Origin of the sequence: Agrobacterium vitis (assembly GCF_013337045.2) — a bacterium.
GTDB classification, from domain to species: Bacteria; Pseudomonadota; Alphaproteobacteria; order Rhizobiales; family Rhizobiaceae; genus Allorhizobium; species Allorhizobium vitis_B.
The window spans coordinates 2,033,209-2,053,024 of sequence record NZ_CP118259.1; the positions used below are offsets into that span (position 1 = coordinate 2,033,209).

A 19,816-nucleotide genomic window follows, 5' to 3' on the forward strand; every position below is an offset into this window, starting at 1 on the left:
TTATGGTGCGAGAGCGATTCGAGCAATGTGAGGAGGGACGGGCATGTCGAAAATCTCCGGATTCCACTGCGAAATAGACGGACCGGATGAAACCGGCAGCCCAATCGTCATGCTGCATGGCAGCGGCCAGGATGAAACATGCTGGGGAGACATTCCGGCACGCATCGGCCCCGGCTCGCCCATCGTCCGTGTGCGCGGCAATATCATCTGGGAAGGCAAATACGCATTTTTCCGGCGCAAGCCAGATAGAACGTTGGATCTGGCCGACCTGGCACGCTCCGCCAGCGAAATCAGCTTGCTGCTCGAAAGCCTGACGCAACGGTTCACTGAGCGAAAGCCGATCCTGATCGGATATTCGAACGGCGCAATTCTCTCCGCAGCCGTTCTTCGCGATTTTCCGGATTTGATCGAGGGCGCCATCCTGCTGCGGGGCTTATCACCGGCTCCGGCTTCACCCTTTCCTCGGTCCGTGACCTGTCCGGTGCTGGTCATATCAGGCGAAACCGACAGCCGTCGCACCCCGCAGGACGGAGCAATCCTCGCGTCGCAACTCGTGGCGGCCGGGGCACCGACCTCCTATCATCTTCTGCCCTGCGGCCACGGCTGGGACCCGCAGGAACGGGATCTGGTCTTGATGCAGGACTGGCTATGTCAGGTGACGAGACGCACCGTGTCCGGTTCCTGATCAGAGCTGACCCGCAAGAGACAAGGATGGTACAACCGAGCGAGCGGAACGCCTATCATGCCGCCCGATCACGCCGTCCCGTCGTGACGCCGCCTTGCCTGTCAGCCAGAAGAAAGCGGTCGACGAGCTTTTTCAGCCCTTCGGCACTGTCGCTCATCGTGTGAGCTGTGCCGCTACAGGCATTGGCCAGATCTGCATTTTCATGGGTCATCTGATCCATTTGCCGGACCATGTCGGTCATGTCCTTGAGGCTGGCGGATTGTGATGCGGAGCTGTCGGCGATCGCCTCAATGCCGACGGCGATCCCCGTGATCCGGTTCTGGATTTCGCTTAAGGATTGCCCGGTTCGCCGCACCAGTTCGACACCCTGCGTAACCTCGGCGCTGGAGGTCGATATCAAGGCGTCAATTTCCTTGGCGGCATTGGCAGAGCGCTGCGCCAGATCGCGGACCTCTTGCGCCACAACGGCAAAGCCCTTGCCCGCTTCTCCCGCCCGGGCTGCTTCCACGCCGGCATTCAAGGCCAGCAGATTGGTCTGGAAGGCGATTTCATCGATAACACCGGTGATTGAGGCAATCTTGCCGGAAGCATCCTCGATCCGGGACATAGCCGCCACCGCCTGCTGCACCACGGTGGCCGAACGCTCCACGGCACCACGCACCTCAATCGTCTGGCCCTTCGTTTCGGCACTCCGCGACGAATTGACATCGACATTGCCGCTGATCTGGCTGATCGCCGCAGCGGCTTGCTTCAGGGCCACAGACTGGCTTTCGGTTCTCTCGGCAATCGAGGATACCTGGTTGTAGAGATCAGCGGAGTTAGCTTTCACATATTCCACCTTGCCCAGGATATCCGCGACGGTCGCCTGGAACAGTCCGAGAGACTTGTTGAGATTGACCCGGAGCGGTTCGAAATCCTCGGCAAAAGGATGATCGAGCGTCATGCGCAGATCGAATTGCGCCAGCCGCTCCAACGCCGCGCCGAGATCGTCTACGACATGCTTGAGCGCCTTAGCCTGCACAGCCTGCTCTGCCAATCGCTCCGTCCCCTGTTGCAGGTCGGCTTCGGCGCGCATCCGTTCGGCTTCGCGCATACGCCGCCGCTCGATAGCGGCTTCGCGCAGCACGGCACCGGCTCTCGCCATTTTTCCGACTTCGTCATGCCGGTTCAGGAAAGGCACGGTCAGATCGAAATTCCCCTCCGCAAGCACTGTCATGAACCGCTGGAAGTCCTGCATCGGCCCGATGGCGGAGCGGCGGAAAGCATAGAGACCGACACAGAGAACGAGGATGGAAACCGCCGTCGCCGTGCCGGCAAGCACCTGCCAGGTCATGGATTTCAACGCTGCCTCGCGTTCCACGGTCTGCAAATATTCGTTGGAGGCCTGCACCAGCTTCTCTACCGCGGCCTTTTGCGCCAGAAAGAGCGTACGCAGCTTGACCAGGCTTTGCCCGGCATCGGCAGCGCGATCCGCTTTCAAGGCCGGGAGCAGAACGGTTTCCACTTCCCGCCAAAAGATGGCGCTCGCGGGTTCCACCTCATTGCGCAGCAGAGTGTCCAGTGCCTTAGGCAGCGTCACGCCGTGCCAGAACGCAATACGCGTGTCAAAGCTTACCCGCAGCCGCGCCAGCTCCTCGGCATTGGCCTGAAGCCTTTGCGGCTCGGCGCCCGCATCCACTGCCGCCACATAGGCCTCGATGACGAAAAGCGGCGGCGGCAGGATATCGGCGATCATGTCCTTGGCATACACAATCCGCTCATAGACCGGCCCATTCACTTTAAGTGTCACCAAGGCATAAAACATAATGCCACTGGACAATAAAAGCCCGAGAAACAGGCTGGCTCCGAAAAGCGCAAGGCTGCGGGAAAGGCTCAATCGTGCCATGCTATTATACTCCTTCACAAGCCAATCGAGGGCGTTGCTGCGCGCGCAATCGGGCCTGTCAATCACATCCGAACGCCAAATTGTCCTGTAGAGTTTTCAAGGATAGTTATTTAAACATTACTAATAAATACGTCTTTTAAATTGCAAAGCGAAGGTAAAACAGCCCTTTTATATCTGCGATGCAGCATATCTTGACATGTGTCATGTTGTGCGGGACACTTCTCATCATGATCGCCAATCGCTCGACCCATTTGATGACCGTCCTCACCACCGTTCCGCAGGGAACGTGGGACCGTCGTCACATCGTCACGATGTAAAAACGATCATTCCACAAACCCTGCCGAGTAGAGCAGGGTTTTGAAAGCACCGCTGCTCCCTCGCCTCACCTGGAGACCAGCCGTGCCGGACAATGCCTCTCTCGCACCACCCGCCTCGCCCGTTGCTGCAAATGCCCCTGTGGCCAAAGATACAAGCTGGCCGGATGGACTGCTTATTCGTGCCCAATCCCCTGATGATGCCGCTGGCATTGCCGCCCTGCAAAGCCTGCCCGGTGTGCGCGCCGGTACGCTGCGGCTGCCCTATCCAGCGCAACAGGATGTCCGCAAATATATCGAAAACCGCCAGTCAAACGGCGTATCGCTGGTCGCTGTGATGGATGGTATCGTGGTTGGCAATGCAGGCTTCATGCAGGGCCAAGGTCGCCGCAGCCACACGGCCAGTCTCGGCATCGGCGTTCACGATGCCTATCAGGGGCGCGGCATTGGCCGGGCGCTGGTGAGCGAACTGGTGGCGATTGCCGAGGACTGGCTGAACATTTGTCGCCTGGAGCTGACAGTGTTTACCGACAATACCGCCGCCATCGCTCTCTACGAAAACCTCGGTTTCATTCGTGAAGGCACCCACCGCGCCTTTGCCTTCCGTGCCGGCGCCTTTGTCGATGCTTATGCCATGGCGCGAGTGCGGGTTTAAACGGCGGATGATGGGGGGCTCGTCTGCCCCTCTTCACCATTTCACCCCTTTTTCCACCGTCCCCCTGTACTTTCCGTGGTTTGGAGGGTAGGAACAGCCCAAACATGCCCGCAATCGGCGGGCGTCGTGCTTTTTGCGCGACCTGAAGACAGACATTTCGAGAGATGACCCCCATGACCGATTATGACGGCATCGTCCCGGCGATTGCCGAGGCCTTGCGCAAACGTGGCTATGCCACCCTCACCCCCGTTCAGCAGGCGATGATCGATACCGATCTCGAAGGCCGGGATGCGCTGGTTTCGGCCCAGACAGGCTCCGGCAAGACAGTGGCTTTCGGCCTGGCGCTGGCCCCGACCCTGCTGGGTAGCGAGAACCGTTTCGGTCGGGCCGTCAAGCCTTTGGCGCTGTGCATTGCGCCGACCCGCGAGCTGGCCTTGCAGGTGCAGCGCGAGCTGGAATGGCTCTATGAAAACACCGGCGCGATTTTCGCCACCTGCGTCGGCGGCATGGACATCCGCAACGAGCGCCGGGCGCTGGAACGTGGCGCCCATATCATCGTCGGCACACCGGGCCGCTTGCGCGACCATATTACCCGCCGCGCCCTCGACCTCTCCGGCCTGCGCGCCGTGGTGATGGACGAGGCCGATGAAATGCTCGATCTCGGCTTCCGCGAGGATCTGGAATTCATCCTGAAGGAATCGCCGGACGAGCGCCGCACCCTGATGTTCTCGGCCACCGTGCCGCGCTCCATCGCCGATCTGGCCCGCAGCTATCAGCGCGATGCCAAGCGTATCGAGACCGTTTCCGAACAGAAGCAGCATATCGATATCGAATATCGCGCCATGCTGACCGTGCCTGCCGACAAGGAAAACGCGATCATCAACGCGCTGCGCTTTTATGAAGCCCGCAACGCCATCGTGTTCTGTTCCACCCGCGCCAATGTCAACCATCTGACCGCCCGCCTGCACAATCGCGGCTTTTCCGTCGTGGCCCTGTCGGGCGAGCTTTCGCAGAGCGAGCGCACCCATGCGCTACAAGCCATGCGCGATGGCCGCGCCCGTGTGTGCGTCGCGACAGACGTTGCAGCCCGCGGCATCGACCTGCCCGGCCTGGAGCTCGTCATCCATGCCGACCTGCCAACCAATTCTGAAACGCTGCTGCACCGCTCGGGCCGCACAGGCCGCGCCGGTAACAAGGGCGTTTCGGCGCTGATCGTGCCGATGAGCCAGCGTCGCAAGGCCGAACGTATCCTTGGCGGTGCCAATGTCCAGGCCGCCTGGGTCAAGCCACCTTCCGCCGATGAAGTCATTGCCCGCGACGATGAACGCTTGCTGGCCGATCCGGTGTTCAGCGAAGCCATCAGCGAGGAAGAAGCCGCCACCATCGCCCGGTTGCTGGAAGCCCACGGTGCCGACAAGATCGCTGCCGCCTATCTGCGCGCCTATCGCAGCACCCGGTCCGCTCCGGAAGACCTGATGGAAGTCAAGATCCAGGCGGAACGTCCGCGCCGCGAGAATGACACCTATGAGCCGAACACCCCGCCGCGTCCGCGCAGCGAGTTTGGCCCCAGCGTCTGGTTCTCGCTGTCGGTCGGCCGCCGCCAGAGTGCGGAGCCGCGCTGGCTGATCCCGATGCTGTGCCGCAACGGCAATATCACCAAGAACGAAATCGGCGCGATCAAGATGCAGCCGGAAGAAACCTTCGTGGAGATCGCCCAGGCCAATCTCGACCAGTTCCTGACGGCTCTTGGCCCCAACAAGACTCTGGAACGCGGCATTATCGTCAAGCAATTGCCCGGCATGCCGGATTTCAACGCGCCGCCAAAGGAACGTGCGGCCCGCCCGCCACGCGATGATAGCGACTTTGCCGAGCGCAAGCCGCGCGCCGCCCAAGGCGACAAGAAGCCCTATGCCGCCAAGGCCGAAGCCACCGAACGCCGCCCCTACAAGGACGACCTGGCCAAGGCCGATGACGATGTCTGGGGCAACCCAAAGCCTGCGTCTTCCTTCAAGAAAAAATCCAATGCCGCTGGCGACACCCGCAGCTGGGACAAGCCCAAGGCCGATTGGGCGGGCAAGCCTAGAGGTGATAAGCCAGCTTATGCGGGCAAGGGCGAGAAGCCCGCTTATGCCGGAAAGGGCGATAAGCCCGCTTATGCAGGAAAGCCAAAGGGCAAGTTCGAAGGCCCGGCTGGTGGCGCCAAGAAAAGCTTCAAGCCGAAAGGCTGATGAGTACCAACCATTTTGATAGGTCAGCAGCCCGGAAATCACCCCTGATTTCCGGGCTGCTGCGTTGAAGGCTTGTTTTTTCGACAACCGCACTCAAGTGCAAGACCAGACATTGCAACCAAAAATAGTCTATCCTTTCCGTCCATCAAGAGTTGACGGTGAATTTTAGATACTTCATGATTACCGCTGGAGGTTGTAGATTTGTGCTGTCTGCTGAACGCAGAGCGCAGGAGCACCCTCGAAATTTCACAGAAAATTTCATTCTCCTTTCCATGAAGGAAGGGGCTCTTTTTCCGATCGAGCCGACCTTGATCATGACGTTCCCGGCCGCTCGCCACCCTCTCTTCAATGACAGGATTGCGATGTCTTACTCGATTTCCCGCCGCACGCTGCTGCGCGGCATGACAGCCCTGGCCGGTTCTTTTGCGGCTCCGTCTCTCATCACCGGTTTCAGCACTGCCCAAGCTGCCTACCAGACCAGCAAGCCCAATCTGCCGACCGGTTTCGGCAAAGGCAAAAGCGTCGCCATCCTCGGTGCCGGTGTTGCCGGGTTGACGGCTGCCTTGACGCTGGCCCGAAGCGGCTTTTCCGTTCAGGTCTTCGAGGCCGACAACCGCTATGGCGGCCGCAGCCTGACGGTGCGGCCAACGAATGAGCACTACAAGAGTTGGTGGTTCAAGAACTATCCTGGCACCCAGGAATTTTCCGAGATGTATGTGGACCGCTATCAGGAGACAGCGGACAGCCCGGCACCTGACCTGCAAATCTGCCAGTTCATGGACGACGCCTGGGCCGCGAAAAAATATGCTGGCAAGCCTGTCGAGCTTTACCTGAATGCCGGGCCGGGCCGCATCCCTTCAAACCATGTCAATCTCATCGGCCTTTGCCAGGAAATCGGCGTGTCGCTGGAGCCTTACTTCTTCCAGTCAATGTCCAACCTGATGCAAAGCAAAGAGTTCAACAACGGCGCGCCGGTATCCTTCGCCCAGGCCACATTCAGCCTCTATAGTGAAATGGCGGCGATGATGTACAAGGTGACGAAAGAAGGCGTGCTTTTGCAGGGCGATACCAATGCCGTGACCCGCGAAAAGCTCAAGGATCTTTACCGTGTTTTCGGCGACCTGACAGGCACCGGCGAGATCCAGACAACGACCCGCGTCGGCTTCAGCCATCTGCCCGGCGGCTGGCGCGATGCGCCAAAGACGCGGGATGCCATCGGGCTCGAAAAAATCCTCGATTCGGGCTTCGTTGGCGATCCCACGGCCAATCCGGAATTGACGCCCGGCTCCTTCCTGTTCAACAGTTTCAACACGGATTGGCAGCCAAGTTTGATGCAGCCGGTTGGCGGCATGGACCGGATCTGGCAACAATTGCTGATTCAGGATGTTCCGACAACCGCCCTGTGGAAAAAGGGCAGCAAACCTCGCCACCCCAAAGTCGGCCATCTGGTGATGCTCAAGACCAAAGCGTCGAAGATCGCCTCCGCTGGTGAAAAAGTGGTCGTGACCTTTGAAACGGCTGGCCGGAAAGCCGAACAGGCCCAGTTCGATTTCTGCATTTCCACCATGGCGCCTTCGCTGCTCAACACCATCATTGGCGATTATCCGGTCCCGCCCGACTTCCGCAAAGGCCTTGAGGCCTTTTCCAAGACCGGCAACTGGAATGATAAGACCCCCAATCTCTGGACGCCCGCCATCAAGGTCGGTTGGCAGGGCAAAGATCGTTTCTGGGAAACGGACAATGAGATCTATGGCGGTATTTCCTGGACAACGGATATTATCGGCCAGATCTGGTATCCTTCCGAGGATTTCACCGCCCATACCGGCGTGCTGACCGGCGCCTATAACCGTGGACCGCTGGCCGTAGATTATGCCAAGCTGAACAATACCCAGCGCGTTGAAACAGCCCGCAAGGGACTTGGCCTGCTGCATCCGGGGAAAACCGACCAGGTCTATCGCGGCGTCTCCATTGCCTGGCAATATATGCCACACCAGGTCGGCGGATGGGCGTCGGATACGGCAACGACAGACAACGAAGCCTATCAGCAGATCACCACCTTCGAGAAAAACGGCCACTTCTTCTGCGCGGGCGATACCTGGAGCTACCTGCCCGGCTGGCAGGAAGGCTCCGTCACCTCAGCCTATTGCGCCGTCAACGCCATAGCCCGGACCATGGACCCGGCCAAATACAGCGACTGCGCCTGCTTCCAATAAACTGATGGCCGCCGGGGACCATGTTCCCGGCGGCCTTTCATTGGCTCAATCACCTTTTGATTGATTATCCTGCCGATAGGTATGACTGGGCTTCACAACATATTTTTTCGCCTGATCGTTCAATTCCTTGCTGTGATACAGATCGAGGCACTTCAAGAAATCGAATTTCACACCTTTGACTTCCGATTCAGCGAGCGGGTTGCTGTAATTTTTCGTCAGAAATTTTTCGATCAAAGCCTTCATGTCATCAGGGCTTTTGTCCATATCGTAATATGTCCAGTCCCTCAGCGCGCTCACACTGCTCCCCGCATCGACTGACGCGCCCTTATCCTCTTTATAGGCATTGGAAATGCAGGTGGCCAAAACCATGTCCTTGTAATTCTGAAGATAGGTGCGACCAGCCGCTTGAGGCCCGTTGCCCACACCCAAGTCGTTGGCGGCAGCGACTTGGGAGCTAACACAAAGACCGACCAAGCCGAGAAGAAGCAAACGGTACATCATTGCAAACTCCAGAAATTTGCCTTGTCTGTTTTGTAAGCCACTCCTGGCTCATTAAAATAGCAATGATCGTAGCAAACTGTTCCATTAAAAAGCGTTGCATGACCCTGTGCGTCGCTCCAACCTGATACTTCAAAGAGAATGACACCCCTTTTTCCCGCAAGCGTACCTCCATTAGACGGAGGGTACTGAACCACCTCTGGCTTACCCCAGGTTTTTTCAAGATAATCAATTAGGTTTTTCACGCGAAAAAAATACCATTTCTGGTCTGCGCCAGAAACCGTTTGGGCAGCGACATGCGGGAGGTGCATGCCGGAATAGTTCAAAATATAGCTCATTCTGACTGCGCAAGTGTTGCTCCAACGCGCAACCGGATTGGGATTATTGACATTTTTTGCGACATTTCCCCCAATGACTTCAGAAACTTTGGCTCCTGATGCTTGCGGATCGTAAATCCGCATTGAAGCTGCCCACGCAATGTTAAAATTTGGCCGTCCCATATCTAACCTCAGAAAATTTACAACAATGTCGCAATCAGGATAAAACGACAAAACCCTAAGGGCAATCGCCTATTCCGGAAATAAAATTTCCAAAGCAAAAACGCTTGCGGCGAGCAGCACATGCCAATAACGTTGCATCATGCAACCAATATGGAACTGGTATGATGCAAGACCATTCACACGTCGAAGCTATTCGCGCCTCATCACGCCAACTGGTTCGTGAACTCGGCTTTATGGGAGGAGATTTTGCTGGAACGGACCTTCCTCCATCAGCCGTCCATGCCTTGATCGAGATTGATGCGTGTCCTGATATCACCGCCCGCGACCTTGGGCATCTTCTTCGCCTTGAGAAATCAAGCGTCAGCCGAATGCTCCGCAGGCTCATTTCATCGGGCGATCTGTTGGAAGAGGTGGATAAGGACGATTCCCGAATCAAGCGGCTGCGCTTGAGCGAGAGCGGGCAGAAGCGAACCGAAACCATTCATGCGTTTGCGCGTCATCAGGTTTCAAATGCTCTGAACCGATTGAGACCCAACGACAATCGCAGAGTTCTTGACGGGCTTCGCCTGTATGTTCAGGCTCTTGCCAATCGGGGCGATGCGACCGCACCCGAAATTGACATTGTCCAAGGCTACAGACCGGGTCTCATTGCCCGCATCACGCAGATGCATGCGCTTTACTATGCGCGAACGGCAGGCTTCGGGCTCAATTTCGAATGCGTTGTCGCCACTGGCCTCGCCGACTTTTGCAATCGTCTGGGAAACTCGAAAAACTCCATCTGGCTGGCCATGCAGGCGGGTGAAATCATCGGCTCCATCGCCATAGATGGCGAGGATCTGGGAGCCAAAACAGCCCATCTGCGATGGTTCATCATCGATGATGGCTTGCGCGGCGGAGGCGTCGGGCGTCAATTGCTCTCCGCCGCCCTCGCCTTTGCGGATGAGAAAGGCTTTGAAGAAACGCATCTATGGACGTTCAGCGGCCTGACGGCGGCGCGACATCTGTACGAAAGCCACGGTTTTGTTTGCGTCGAGGAGCGCACCGGCAATCAGTGGGGAAGCGAAGTGCTGGAGCAGAAATTTGTCAGAGCTCCGCAGTTGTAGAGTCTGCCCGGTTCAGATTGAACCCGACAGACCCTGTGTCCTGGCAGAGCAGAAACCGGATTTGTATCCAGATCTGGCTGCCATCAAGTAGATGGCTCCTCAGCTCAGTTGGCGCTGAGCACAAACTGGCCAAGTTTGCAAAGATCGGCCTTGCTCATCAGGTCGTAATAACCGGAATCCTGCTCCATCTCGCCCAGCACACCATATTTGCAGGTACCGTCGTTCGGAACAGAGACAACGCGGCTCTGGCCCTTGCCAACGCTGTGGCCGTTCAAGACCTCCACTTTACCGCCCTTGCCATCCAGAGAACGGAAGGTCAATCGGACAATCGCCGACTCGGTCTTGTTGACAAACAGAAAACGATGGCTGCCGGAAGCAGCAGAAACAGTCGAGGCCATAGCAATAGCAGCCACGCCAAACACTAAACCTGTCAATAAACGCATAATGTCCCCACGATAAACATGCCGTGTAAAACCGTCGGGCGGCGTTACAAGTCGGCATAACAGATCAAAACCTCAAGGCACCCCTTCCCGATACCCCTCGGCGGAAGCAACCCTGGCACAGATTTTTGTGTGCATTGAGAGACATGCACCCGGACAAGGGACTTTGCAACTGGCCTGATCGAGCATTTTTGGGGCCTGTTCCAACACGGTAAATACCCAATCCCTGATAGCCGGGAGGATCAGGTTACCCGCCAATCAACGCCAGCCACTCATCCTCGGTCATGACAGTCACGCCCACCTCACGGGCCTTGTCCAGCTTGGAGCCGGCACCAGGGCCAGCCACCAGATAATCGGTCTTTTTCGAGACTGATCCGGCTACCTTGGCACCGAGGCTTTCGGCCCTGGCCTTGGCCTCATCACGGGTAAAGCGCTCCAGTGATCCGGTAAAGACCACGGTTTTTCCAGTCACGGGGCTATTGCTTGCCGTAACGGCTTCTGCATCCCGTGGAGTCACTTCCTTCAACAAACGGGAGACAACTTCAAGATTGCGAGGTTCCTTGAAGAATTCAACCATGGAGGCGGCGACCACTTCGCCGATGCCATCGATGCTGTTCAGCTCATTCCAGGCCTCGCCGAATTTCGGGGCGGCCTCCTGCATGGCCTCGGCAAACGCCGCGTAAGAGCCATAGGAGCGGGCCAGCAGCTTGGCAGTGGTTTCGCCAACATGGCGGATGCCGAGCGCGAAAATGAAACGGTTGAGGGCAATCTCGCGGCGCGCGTCGATGGCATCGAACAATTTGCGCACGCTGACCCGGCCAAAACCGTCGATATTTTCAAGGCGGGTCAGCGACGAGGCTTCCTGCCTCTGGTTGAGCGTGAAAATATCCGGCGCGGTGCGGATCATCAACGCTGGGTCTTCACTGTCGAAGAAGAAATCCACCTGTTTGGTACCCAGCCCTTCAATGTCGAAGGCATTGCGCGATACGAAATGCTTGATGTGCTCCTTGGCCTGCGCCGAGCAGACAAAGCCGCCGGTGCAGCGGGTCACGGAATCCAGCTTGCCGGTCTTCTCGTTTTTCTCGCGCACCGCATGGCTGCCGCAAACCGGGCAGGTTTTCGGAAATTCGTATTTCACCGAACTCTCAGGCCGTTTTTCCAGCACCACATCCAGCACCTGCGGGATAACGTCACCGGCCCGCTGGACAATCACCGTATCGCCGATGCGAATGTCGTGGCCTTCCTCTCGGATACGCTCGCCGCCATTGCCGATACCCTCGATATAATCGGCATTGTGCAGGGTCGCATTGGTCACCACCACCCCACCAACGGTAATCGGCTCCAGCCGCGCCACCGGCGTCAGCGCGCCGGTGCGGCCCACCTGGATGTCGATGGCCTCCACCTTGGTAAAGGCCTGCTCTGCCGGGAATTTATGGGCTGTCGCCCAACGCGGCGAGCGGGACCGGAAGCCGAGCCGGGCCTGCAAATCCAGCCGGTCGACCTTATAGACCACACCATCGATATCGTAATCCAGATCGGCTCTTTGAAGGCCGATCTCGCGGTAATGGGCAATGATTTCCTCAACCGACGTCAGACGCCGGGTCAGCGGATTGACTGGGAAGCCCCAGCCCTTGAAGGCCTCGACCATGCCCGATTGGGTCTCGGCAGGCATGGTGCTCATCTCGCCCCAGGCATAGGCGAAGAATTTCAGCTTGCGGCTGGCGGTGACTTTCGCATCCAACTGGCGCAGTGACCCGGCAGCCGTATTGCGTGGGTTGACATAGGTTTGGCGGCCCTCGGCCTCCATCTGGGCGTTCAGTGCCAGAAAGTCGCTTTTCGCCATATAGACCTCGCCGCGCACCTCCACCACATCGGGGGCATCAGCGGGCAATTCGGTCGGGATTTCCTTGATGGTCAGGATATTGGCGGTGACATTTTCGCCCGTCGTGCCATCACCGCGCGTCGCCGCCGTCTTGAGTTTGCGGTTCTCATAGCGGATCGACATCGACAGGCCATCGATCTTCGGTTCGGCTGTAAAGGCAATGGAATTATCCGGCATCACGCCCAGAAAGCGGTAAACCGAGGCAACGAAATCCGAGACGTCTTCGTCGGAAAACGTGTTGTCCAGCGACAGCATCGGCCTTGCATGGGTGATCTGCGTGAAAATCCCGGCGGGAGCCGCCCCAACCCGCTGCGAGGGGCTATCGCTGCGCACAAGCATTGGAAACCGGGCCTCGATGGCATCGTTGCGCCGCTTCAGCGCATCGTATTCGGCATCGGAAATTTCCGGCTGGTCGTTGCCGTGATAGAGCGCATCGTGATGGGCGATGGCAGCAGCCAACCGGGTCAGTTCCTGCCCAGCCTGCTCTTCGCTGAGGTCTTCGACCGGGATCAATGCATCCACCATGACTGTCTCCTGACTATAGGCTTTGTCCGGTCTTAAATGAAAATTTCCAGATTAGAAGCTCTCATCCGACAGCTTCTACTGCCTTGTCCAGATCAATCCACGCTTTCAGTGGCAGGTGGTCAGAGGCGAGCCGGGCCAGCGGACTGTCATGCACCTGCATGTCGGCAATCAGGCCCGGGCGGTTGGTCATGATCCGGTCCAGCGCCAGAACCGGCAGACGGGCCGGAAAGCTGGGGACCGGCGGTGGCAGCGGGCCAAACAGCGGCTCCAGCCGGGTCAGCGCCGAACCCGGCCCGACCCGCCACTCGTTGAAATCCCCCATCAGCACGGTCGGACAATCGGCCCGCTCGCGCATCAGCTTCAGGATGAAATCCGCCTGCTGGCGGCGCGCCCAACGCAACAGGCCAAGATGGGCGGCGATGATCCTGAGTTCACGCCCGCCGTTCAATTCGATTTCCGCTACGACAGCGCCGCGCGGCTCCAACCCCGGCAGCACAAAGGGATGCACATCCCGCACCACGCCTTCGCGAAACAGCAGCACATTGCCGCGCCAGCCATGGCTTTTCGTGAGGCCCGCGACCGGGACGCGGGTCAAACCGGTTTCACCTTGCAAGCGAGAAAGGTCGAGAAGCCCGTTGCGCTCGCCAAAACGCTGGTCCGCCTCCTGAAGCGCGATCACGTCAGGACCGATTTCGCGGATCACATGCGCAATCCGTTCCGGGTCGAACCGGCCATCCACGCCGACACATTTGTGCACATTGTAGGAGGCCACCAGAAGCCCGGGCGTCTCCGCTTCCCGTCCACCGGCATTGGACGTCAGGGGACGGCTGCGGCGATTGCGCAGCGAGGTCAACATTTGCGTTCGTAGCGAATGGGTTTGCTTTTTCATGCTCACTCAAAAAATAGGAGGCGGAAGGCCGATGTCCACCCGCTTTACAAAGCCAGCGAGCCCAGCCACAGCACTCTTTGCATCAGTTTCAGCAGGAAAGGACGGTCATGCAGGCTTTCCAGCGTCACCTCCACGGCTCCTTCCAGGCTCTCGTCCATCCGGCTCGCCACGAAGCGAGCAAAATCATCATCATAGACTTCCAGATCGATCTCGAAATTCAGCCGCAGCGACCTGGCATCAAGATTGGACGAGCCGACAAAGGCCCATTTATCATCGATCACAAGCAGTTTCGAATGATCGAACGGTCCGGTTGAACGAAAGATCCGGCAGCCATCCCGAATGATCTGCTCGAATTGCGCGTTCATCGCATGGCTGACGACAGCCAGATTGTTTTTCGAGGGTACAATGATTTCCACCGCCACCCCGCGCCGGGCCGCCGTCGCCAGGCCAGAGAGAAAAATACTGTCCGGCAGGAAATAGGGCGACAGAATGCGGATGGAGCGTTCGGCGACGGAAAACGCCCCGGTCAGCACCCGGTGATTGCTCTCCAGATGCGCATCCGGCCCGGACACCACGGCGCGGGCGTAAGGCGTTTCACCGGCCTCACCGGCAGCAAGATGCAATTGCCAGGCTTCGCCGTTCAGGGCTTCGTCGGTCTCGAAATGCCAGTCGTCGGCGGCAACCGAAAACAGTTCGGCCACGACCGGTCCGGTGACGTGGAAATGTGTGTCACGGGCCGCATTCGGCCCTGCAAAGGCCTCGCGGATATTCATACCGCCGAAAAAGCCCACCGCGCCATCCACCACCAGGATTTTCCGGTGGGTGCGCAGATTGGCATAGGGCAGCCTCAAGCCGACAATGACCTTGCCGTTGAAGGAAGCGACCGTGATGCCTCCATCGGCGAGATAGCCGACAATGCTCGGCACGCTGTAGCGCGCGCCCACGGCATCGATCAGCACCCGCACCTCGACGCCCCGCTTGCGCGCCGCAATCAGGCAATCGGCAATGCGCAGGCCAACGCTGTCCCTGTCGAAAATATAGGTTTCCAGCAAGATACTATGCTGCGCCGCCTCGATGGCCGCACACATCGCATCATAGGCCTCATCGCCGCTGGCAAGCGGTGTCAGGCGATTACCCGACGTCAGCGGATGGCGGGTGACACGCTCGCCCAGATGCCGCAGCGCTTCCAGGCGCCCGCCGAATTTTGCCTTAACATCACCTTCCGGCACGGCGTAATGGGCCAGAATGCCTTCCATCTGGCTCCGGCGCAGCGCCCGGCGCGCCATATAGGAGGCGCGCCTTATGCGGTTGACGCCCGCGACCGCATAGATCAGCGTGCCGATGATCGGCGACAGAATGATGACCCCAACCCAGGACAGCGCCGAACGCACATCGCGCTTGGTCATCGCCGCATGCACGGCAGCCACCGTGCCGATCACCGTGGAAAGCACAGCAAGAAGATGCGGCCAATAATGGGAGACAAGGTCGAGCATCACTTACCGGCATAAAGGGAATGGAACCGCGCGAACGCGCAGTATTCGACGAAACGAAGATTGGCGCAAACGTCTGACTTAAGGAATTGTTCCTCCTTAGGCCCGACGAGATGACAGGATCACAAGATCCATCGGCAATCCGTCAGCGTCAATGGTCCCCGGCCAGAAGCTTGGCCGCCGCCGCTCTTGCCTCATCCGTCACGGAAGCGCCTGCAAGCATCCGGGCGATTTCTTCGCGGCGATGGTCGGGGCCGATCATCGCAACTTGGGTGGCGATCTTTTCCGCATTGCCGCTGGCCGGTCCCTTGGAGATCAGCAGATGCGTGGCGGCCCGTGCGGCCACCTGTGGCGCATGGGTCACCGACAAGACCTGGACGCGCTCAGACAGCCGCTTCAGCCGCTGGCCAATGGCATCGGCCACAGCCCCGCCGACACCGGTATCGATTTCATCAAACACAAGCGTTGGGGCAGAACCGCGATCGGCCAGCGCCACTTTCAGCGCCAGCAGAAACCGCGAAAGCTCACCACCGGAGGCCACTTTCATGATCGGGCCGGGCCGTGTGCCAGGATTGGTCTGCACATGAAACTCGACCAGGTCGATACCGTCTGCAGTCGCATTGTCGGCATCTGCCGTGACCTCAACCATGAAGCGGGCGCGCTCCAGCTTCAGCGCAGGCAGTTCATCCATGACCGCTTCGGCCAGCGAGGACGCGGCGTTCTGGCGTTTCTGCGACAGGGATTGCGCATTGGCGAAATAGACAGTCTTGGTTTCGGCGACGGCTTTTTCCAACGCGCCGAGCTTTTCCTCACCGGCATCGAGATCGGCGAGATCTGTGATCATCTTTTCGGCAAGGGCCGGAAGATCGGCCACAGCGACCGAATATTTGCGGCCAGCGGCCCGCAGCGCAAACAGCCGTTCCTCGACCCGCTCCAGCTCACGAGGATCAAACTCGGTACGGCGCAGCGCCGATTCGACCTCCATCTGCGCGCTCGACAAGGTGTCCAGCGCCGTACCCAGCAGGCTGACCGTGTCCTCCAGCAGGCCCGGGGCTTCGCCGCTCTTGCGCTCCAGGCGGCGCATCAGCGAGGCGATCATTGGCACGGGCGAAGCATTGCCATTCAGGAATTCACTGGCCTCGGCGATATCGCCAGCGATCCGCTCGGATTTCTGCATCCGGGATCGGCGCTCGGCCAGATCCTCTTCCTCGCCATCCTGGGGGCTCAGGCCTTCCAACTCCTCAACCGAGGCCCGCAGGTAGTCCGCCTCGCGGGCAGCAGCCTCGACCTTGGCCTTGTGGATCTTGAAGGCGCGCTCGGCCTCACGCCAGCGGCGATAGCTTTCGCCCAGCGCCTGCGCTTCTTCAGTCAGCCCGGCAAAGGCGTCCAGCAGCAGACGGTGGGCAGCGGTATCCACCAGCGCCCGATCATCATGCTGTCCATGGATTTCGACCAGATATTGCCCGGCCTGGCGCATCAGCTGTACGCTGATCGGCTGGTCGTTGACATAGGCGCGGGTGCGGCCATCGGCGGATTGCACCCGGCGGAAAATCAGGTCGCCGTCGTCATCGATGCCGTTTTCGCGCAGCATGATGCGGGCCGGATGGCTGACGGCGACATCGAACACCGCCGTCACCTGCCCCTTGTCTTCGCCGTGGCGTACAAGGGAGCCATCGCCGCGCCCACCAAGGGCCAGCGATAGACTGTCGAGCAGAATGGATTTCCCCGCCCCCGTTTCGCCGGTCAGCACAGACAGACCGGCCGAAAAGTCAAGGTCGAGCCGCTCGATCAAGACGATGTCGCGGATCGAAAGCTGGACGAGCATGAGTGTTCACATCTCTCCGAAGGCGACGGTAAACCGTCTGGAAAATCAGGATGAGCCCAAAATCTTTTTGCCAGCTCTGGAAATCCAGCTCTCCTGGGCTTCCCGCGGCTCAAGACCACCGGTTTTCAGCAGTTCGAAACTATCCTTGTACCATTTGCTGTCAGGATAGTTGTGACCCAGCACGGCAGCCGCCGTCTGTGCTTCCTGCACCACGCCCATGGCATAATAGGCTTCCACGAGACGCGCCAGCGCTTCCTCGATCTGGTTGGTCGTCGGATATTGCTCAACCACATTGCGGAACCGCTGGATCGAGGCCAGATATTCCTTGCGCTCCAGATAATAGCGGCCGATCTGCATTTCCTTGCCGGCCAGCTGGTCGCGGGCAAAGCGCATCTTTTCCTGGGCGTCGGACACATATTCGGAGGTCGGATAGTTCTTGACCACCTTATCCATGGCCTCAAGCGTCCTGGACGAGAATTTCTGGTCCTGGGTCACGTTGGGGATCTGGCGCCAGTTGGACAGGCCGATCAGATATTGCACATAGGCCGAATCCTTGGTCGACGGATAAAGCGTCATGTAGCGCGTGCCGGTCGAGATGGCCTCGGTATATTTGGCCTGGCGGTATTTGACGAAAGTGCTCATCACAAGCGCCTTCTGCGACCAGTCAGAGAACGGGTTCTGCTTGTCGACAGCGTCGAACTTGCGAGACGCTTCAGCAAGATTGCCAGCCTTGATGTTGGCCAGGCCTTGATTATAGAGCGTCTCCGGCGGATCGGTCTCGGCGCCGAGCTTGGTAATGTCAATATCCTTGTCGGTATTGCAGGCGCTGAGCAGCGGCGCAACGCCGGCGATAGACAGGCAAACGGCAAGCATCCGCGCTGATTTGTTGATCATGGAAGACTTCACTTCACTCATACGACAGATCCCGATTGCAGCGCTGCTTCTAAAAGCCATCGCTTCCGCTTGGCGTTTTAGCCATAAAGATAACGATAGGGCAACGCAATGGTGATGTTTTAACGCATTTTTATGGCGTGACGCCACAATCTGCTGTTTTATTTTGGACAATAGAGCATCAAGCAGAAAACCGGAATCAGCACGATGCGATAGCTTTTTGCTTTCATATCGGATTTATCCGAGAACCGGCTCTTAACTGTCGCTCCTATATTATAGCATTCAATGAAATGCCTGAAACCAACCACACGAAAACGGCGCCTTCCGGCGCCGCTTTAATTCAACTGATTCTATCGCCACTTCGCCAAACACAGATCTCCGCGAAATGATGCGGCGAATCTTCAGGCCGTCCAAGGTGCGAAACCCGGTGCATTGACTGCCACGAATTCCCGCACTCTTGCCTTGCCGCTCCGTGCGCCGGGTGCTTCCACCACTTCATAGGCTGAAGCGTCCGACAGCAGCGCCTTCAGCGCCAGCGAGTTCATTTTGTGACCGCCGCGATAGGAGCGGTAGCAGCCGATGAACTGCGCGCCGGCCAGAGCCAGATCGCCAACAGCATCCAGCGTCTTGTGACGGGCGAATTCGTCGGGATAACGAAGACCCTCGATATTGACGACCTTGTCGTCATCGGAAATCACCACGGAATTTTCGAGCGACGAACCAAGCGCCAGGCCTGCGGCCCACAGGCGCTCTACATCACGCATGAAACCAAAGGTCCGGGCGCGTGACAATTCCTGCTTGAAGCTCTGCGGTGTCAGGTCACCCTGCCAGGACTGGCGGCCAATCAGCGGGCAATCGAAATCGATTTCCACTTCAAAGCGCGTCCCCTCATAGGGGCGAAACTCCGCCCAAGACGCGCCATTATCGACCCGAACCGGCTTCATCACCCTGATATAGCGGCGCTTGACACCGAGGCTGACAATGCCAGCCTGCTCGATAGCGTCGATATAGACGGCGGAGCTGCCATCCATGACCGGGGTTTCCGGTCCATCGACCTCAACTACCAGATTGTCGAGACCGAGCGAATAAATGGCCGCCATCACATGCTCGACGGTGGCGACCCAATGGGTTGGCGAAGAGCCCAGAACGGTGCTGAGATCGGTATTGCCGACCTGAGAGGCGACAGCCTTCAACTCGGTAACGGAACCATTGGCATGCTGGCGGTGGAACACGATGCCAGTTCCGGCTTCGGCAGGCAGAAAGCTCATGGTAACAGGCTGACCGGAATGCACGCCGATCCCCTTCAGGGTGACCGGTTGAGCGATAGTCGTCTGGAAGCTCAACAAACCGATTGCCATTAACATTCACCTTTCAAGTCTTCAAATCCGATCCGAGGCCGTGAAGGCTGAACCGGCTAGTCATCTGCCCGTCCATGCCCTTGCGTAACCGCCGGGCCTCGTCGCTTCTGAAGCGCCACCCAACCGCTCATCGGTCTGCCTGGCACTCTTCGTTATCAGGGATATACGTTTGGAAACGCAACAATCCAAATCAATGTTTCTTTCCGATTGTTACGAAACCGAATCCTTGAAAAAACCTTGGAAAACTGTGGATTAACGGCACTGTCTCAACAAGAAATCAGCAACTGAAATAGGCAGCATACAAGCAGAAACCCGGATCTTTCGATCCGGGTTTCAAAACAGTGTCTCTGGCGAGAGACTCAGAGTCTGGCAGGTTCCAATTGAACCAGCCAGACTCCGGATTTTTTCACATCGTTTGTCTTTTCGGGAAACCCG

General features: G+C 58.3%; 15 protein-coding genes. 5 read left to right on the forward strand and 10 right to left on the reverse strand.

Annotation, left to right across the window (positions count from 1 at the left end):
• Positions 1-43 precede the first annotated feature (43 nt).
• Entirely contained in the window at positions 44-685 is a 642-nt protein-coding gene (locus G6L01_RS09930; protein WP_070166413.1) for an alpha/beta hydrolase, read from the forward strand.
• 55 nt (positions 686-740) lie between these two features.
• Here the strand turns inward: G6L01_RS09930 and G6L01_RS09935 are convergent, their stop codons facing one another.
• Complete coding sequence (locus G6L01_RS09935) at positions 741-2,570, reverse strand: methyl-accepting chemotaxis protein (protein ID WP_070166414.1); 1,830 nt, start codon at positions 2,568-2,570, stop codon at positions 741-743.
• Between the two features lie 486 nt (positions 2,571-3,056).
• On the opposite strand from G6L01_RS09935, the gene G6L01_RS09940 reads away from it, so the two are divergent.
• The 3 genes from G6L01_RS09940 to G6L01_RS09950 all read left to right on the forward strand — a co-directional run bounded on the left by G6L01_RS09940 (position 3,057) and on the right by G6L01_RS09950 (position 7,980).
• Complete coding sequence (locus G6L01_RS09940) at positions 3,057-3,539, forward strand: GNAT family N-acetyltransferase (RefSeq protein ID WP_081344156.1); 483 nt, start codon at positions 3,057-3,059, stop codon at positions 3,537-3,539.
• Between the two features lie 173 nt (positions 3,540-3,712).
• Positions 3,713-5,767, forward strand: a complete 2,055-nt coding sequence (locus tag G6L01_RS09945) for a DEAD/DEAH box helicase (RefSeq protein ID WP_070166415.1) — start codon at positions 3,713-3,715, stop codon at positions 5,765-5,767.
• Positions 5,768-6,081: 314 nt separating this feature from the next.
• Positions 6,082-7,980 (forward strand): flavin monoamine oxidase family protein, encoded by a 1,899-nt coding sequence (locus G6L01_RS09950; protein WP_345799416.1) that lies wholly within the window; start codon positions 6,082-6,084, stop codon positions 7,978-7,980.
• Positions 7,981-8,025: 45 nt separating this feature from the next.
• Here G6L01_RS09950 and G6L01_RS09955 read toward each other — a convergent pair whose 3' ends face one another.
• Together G6L01_RS09955 and G6L01_RS09960 are read right to left on the reverse strand one after the other, a co-directional pair.
• Complete coding sequence (locus G6L01_RS09955) at positions 8,026-8,481, reverse strand: type VI secretion system amidase immunity protein Tai4 (protein ID WP_197432307.1); 456 nt, start codon at positions 8,479-8,481, stop codon at positions 8,026-8,028.
• The gene (locus tag G6L01_RS09960; protein ID WP_197432306.1) at positions 8,478-8,939 is read right to left on the reverse strand and encodes a type VI secretion system amidase effector protein Tae4; all 462 of its coding nucleotides are present in this window, start codon (positions 8,937-8,939) and stop codon (positions 8,478-8,480) included. Before G6L01_RS09960 ends, G6L01_RS09955 begins: the two co-directional genes overlap by 4 nt.
• Positions 8,940-9,139: 200 nt before the next feature.
• Here G6L01_RS09960 and G6L01_RS09965 point away from each other — a divergent pair, with 200 nt between their 5' ends.
• Complete coding sequence (locus G6L01_RS09965) at positions 9,140-10,081, forward strand: bifunctional helix-turn-helix transcriptional regulator/GNAT family N-acetyltransferase (protein ID WP_070166418.1); 942 nt, start codon at positions 9,140-9,142, stop codon at positions 10,079-10,081.
• Between the two features lie 104 nt (positions 10,082-10,185).
• Here the strand turns inward: G6L01_RS09965 and G6L01_RS09970 are convergent, their stop codons facing one another.
• The 7 genes from G6L01_RS09970 to lpxC all read right to left on the reverse strand — a co-directional run bounded on the left by G6L01_RS09970 (position 10,186) and on the right by lpxC (position 19,381).
• Positions 10,186-10,524 (reverse strand): hypothetical protein, encoded by a 339-nt coding sequence (locus G6L01_RS09970; protein WP_139190055.1) that lies wholly within the window; start codon positions 10,522-10,524, stop codon positions 10,186-10,188.
• Positions 10,525-10,768: 244 nt separating this feature from the next.
• On the reverse strand, positions 10,769-12,928 hold the full coding sequence (gene ligA / locus G6L01_RS09975; RefSeq protein WP_070166420.1) for an NAD-dependent DNA ligase LigA: 2,160 nt from the start codon (positions 12,926-12,928) through the stop codon (positions 10,769-10,771).
• A gap of 61 nt (positions 12,929-12,989) precedes the next feature.
• Complete coding sequence (locus tag G6L01_RS09980; protein WP_071205541.1) at positions 12,990-13,817, reverse strand: endonuclease/exonuclease/phosphatase family protein; 828 nt, start codon at positions 13,815-13,817, stop codon at positions 12,990-12,992.
• A gap of 44 nt (positions 13,818-13,861) precedes the next feature.
• Positions 13,862-15,310 (reverse strand): phospholipase D-like domain-containing protein, encoded by a 1,449-nt coding sequence (locus G6L01_RS09985; RefSeq protein WP_071205542.1) that lies wholly within the window; start codon positions 15,308-15,310, stop codon positions 13,862-13,864.
• A gap of 148 nt (positions 15,311-15,458) precedes the next feature.
• A complete protein-coding gene (gene recN / locus G6L01_RS09990) occupies positions 15,459-17,132 on the reverse strand; it encodes a DNA repair protein RecN (protein WP_071205544.1) in 1,674 nt (557 codons plus the stop codon).
• A 45-nt stretch (positions 17,133-17,177) separates the two neighbouring features.
• Positions 17,178-18,047, reverse strand: coding sequence for an outer membrane protein assembly factor BamD (locus G6L01_RS09995; RefSeq protein WP_070166425.1), 870 nt, complete (start codon positions 18,045-18,047; stop codon positions 17,178-17,180).
• A gap of 377 nt (positions 18,048-18,424) precedes the next feature.
• A complete protein-coding gene (gene lpxC / locus G6L01_RS10000) occupies positions 18,425-19,381 on the reverse strand; it encodes a UDP-3-O-acyl-N-acetylglucosamine deacetylase (RefSeq protein ID WP_041696793.1) in 957 nt (318 codons plus the stop codon).
• Between the last annotated feature and the right edge of the window lie 435 nt (positions 19,382-19,816).

Excerpts from the sequence above, each read along its gene's own strand:
- G6L01_RS09930 (WP_070166413.1), top strand. The coding sequence starts at position 44 with ATGTCGAAAATCTCCGGATTCCACTGCGAAATAGACGGACCGGATGAA.
- G6L01_RS09935 (WP_070166414.1), bottom strand. The coding sequence starts at position 2,570 with ATGGCACGATTGAGCCTTTCCCGCAGCCTTGCGCTTTTCGGAGCCAGC.
- G6L01_RS09945 (WP_070166415.1), top strand. The coding sequence starts at position 3,713 with ATGACCGATTATGACGGCATCGTCCCGGCGATTGCCGAGGCCTTGCGC.
- G6L01_RS09950 (WP_345799416.1), top strand. The coding sequence starts at position 6,082 with ATGACGTTCCCGGCCGCTCGCCACCCTCTCTTCAATGACAGGATTGCG.
- G6L01_RS09955 (WP_197432307.1), bottom strand. The coding sequence starts at position 8,481 with ATGATGTACCGTTTGCTTCTTCTCGGCTTGGTCGGTCTTTGTGTTAGC.
- G6L01_RS09960 (WP_197432306.1), bottom strand. The coding sequence starts at position 8,939 with ATGCGGATTTACGATCCGCAAGCATCAGGAGCCAAAGTTTCTGAAGTC.
- G6L01_RS09965 (WP_070166418.1), top strand. The coding sequence starts at position 9,140 with ATGATGCAAGACCATTCACACGTCGAAGCTATTCGCGCCTCATCACGC.
- G6L01_RS09970 (WP_139190055.1), bottom strand. The coding sequence starts at position 10,524 with ATGCGTTTATTGACAGGTTTAGTGTTTGGCGTGGCTGCTATTGCTATG.
- ligA (WP_070166420.1), bottom strand. The coding sequence starts at position 12,928 with ATGGTGGATGCATTGATCCCGGTCGAAGACCTCAGCGAAGAGCAGGCT.
- G6L01_RS09980 (WP_071205541.1), bottom strand. The coding sequence starts at position 13,817 with ATGAAAAAGCAAACCCATTCGCTACGAACGCAAATGTTGACCTCGCTG.
- G6L01_RS09985 (WP_071205542.1), bottom strand. The coding sequence starts at position 15,310 with ATGCTCGACCTTGTCTCCCATTATTGGCCGCATCTTCTTGCTGTGCTT.
- recN (WP_071205544.1), bottom strand. The coding sequence starts at position 17,132 with ATGCTCGTCCAGCTTTCGATCCGCGACATCGTCTTGATCGAGCGGCTC.
- G6L01_RS09995 (WP_070166425.1), bottom strand. The coding sequence starts at position 18,047 with ATGAGTGAAGTGAAGTCTTCCATGATCAACAAATCAGCGCGGATGCTT.
- lpxC (WP_041696793.1), bottom strand. The coding sequence starts at position 19,381 with ATGGCAATCGGTTTGTTGAGCTTCCAGACGACTATCGCTCAACCGGTC.